This window comes from Streptomyces sparsogenes (assembly GCF_001704635.1).
GTDB classification, from domain to species: domain Bacteria; phylum Actinomycetota; class Actinomycetes; order Streptomycetales; family Streptomycetaceae; genus Streptomyces; species Streptomyces sparsogenes.
This window is the reverse complement of sequence record NZ_MAXF01000251.1, coordinates 1-1,218: the sequence shown is the minus strand read 5'-3', so window position 1 is coordinate 1,218 and position 1,218 is coordinate 1. Positions and strand designations below refer to the sequence as shown.

Below are 1,218 nucleotides of genomic sequence, written 5' to 3'. Positions count from 1 at the left end.
AGGTTGTCGCGGCTAATTTTTGGGATAGAGGTGGCGTAGTTTGATGCGTGCGTCGTGGGTGGTGAACTGCCAGTTCACCTGACGCTGGTCGGTGTTGGTGGCGTTCTGCCAGGCTGAGAGTTCGGTGTTGAGGATGTCGAGGTCGCTGATCCGGCGGTCGAGGCATTGCCGGGTCAGCGCGGAGAGTTCGATCTCGGCGATGTTGAGCCATGACCCGTGCTTGGGCGTGTAGTGGATCTCGAGGCGTTGGGCCAGGGTGAATGCCTCTTGCGGTTCGAATGCCTCGTACAGCGAGGCGATGTTGTGGGTGTTGAGGTTGTCCATCACCAGCACCACGGTCTCGGCGTCGGGGTAGTCCACGGTCAGTAACTGTTTGACCTGGCCGGCCCAGTCGGTCCGGGTCCGCTGGGACAGTGCCTGAACGCGACGCCACCCGCGCAGGGGTTCGACCCACACGAAGATCGAGGACGTGCCGCAGCGGATGTACTCGCTGTCCCGGCGGGCGTCGTGACCGGGACGGACCGGGAGCGGGGCGCGGGCATCGGCGAGGAGCTGGTAGGGCTTCTCGTCCATGCACACCACCGGACGTGCCGGGTCGTAGGGCCGGGCATAGACGGCCAGCACGTCTTCCATCCGCGCCGCGAACTCCGCGTTCGCCCGGGGTGGAATGGTCCAGCACTTTCTCAGGTGAGGGCGCAGTTCCGTTTTTTTAAGACCCGTCCGATGGTGGAGTGGTCCAGATCGGGGATGTCCTCGGCCAGCGCGACGTGCTTCTCCAGCAGCCGCAGCGACCACCGTGCATGGCCCTGGGGTGGCTGGGAGCATGCCATCGCGATCAGCCGGGCTTCGACCTCGCCGGTCACCGGCGAGGGCACCGGCGGCAGGTCGCGCTTCTTGCGCGCGATCGTGGCGTGCACATCGCCACCGGTCTCGGCGAAACGCTTGGCGACCAACCGTAACGTCTCACCGGAGACGCCGAGCCGGGCCGCGATCACCTCCTTGGATTCCACCTCACCCACCGAGGTGTCCAGCGCAAGCAGTACCCGCGCACGCCTGATCATCGAGGCTGGGCGGACACCCGTCGTGGTCGCCCGGACCAACTCCTCACGATCCTGCGGTGTCAACCTGACCGGCCGTTTCTTCTGTGAACCCATGACGACAGTCCTGTCCGGCAAAAGAGAAGGAGGAACCCACCAGACGCCAGCCTCCCACCAGACA

2 protein-coding genes are annotated in these 1,218 nt (G+C 65.2%); both read right to left on the bottom strand.

The genetic code is table 11. The features are described from left to right. Positions 1 to 12 precede the first annotated feature (12 nt). Positions 13 to 795 carry an IS630 family transposase gene (locus tag BBH68_RS41700; protein ID WP_211301915.1) on the bottom strand — a complete coding sequence of 261 codons (783 nt, stop codon included), beginning with the start codon at positions 793 to 795 and terminating at the stop codon, positions 13 to 15. Continuing rightward, positions 684 to 1,061, bottom strand: coding sequence for a helix-turn-helix domain-containing protein (locus tag BBH68_RS42840; RefSeq protein WP_218029724.1), 378 nt, complete (start codon positions 1,059 to 1,061; stop codon positions 684 to 686). Before BBH68_RS42840 ends, BBH68_RS41700 begins: the two co-directional genes overlap by 112 nt. Positions 1,062 to 1,218 lie beyond the last annotated feature (157 nt).

Excerpts from the sequence above, each read along its gene's own strand:
- BBH68_RS42840 (WP_218029724.1), bottom strand. The coding sequence starts at position 1,061 with ATGATCAGGCGTGCGCGGGTACTGCTTGCGCTGGACACCTCGGTGGGT.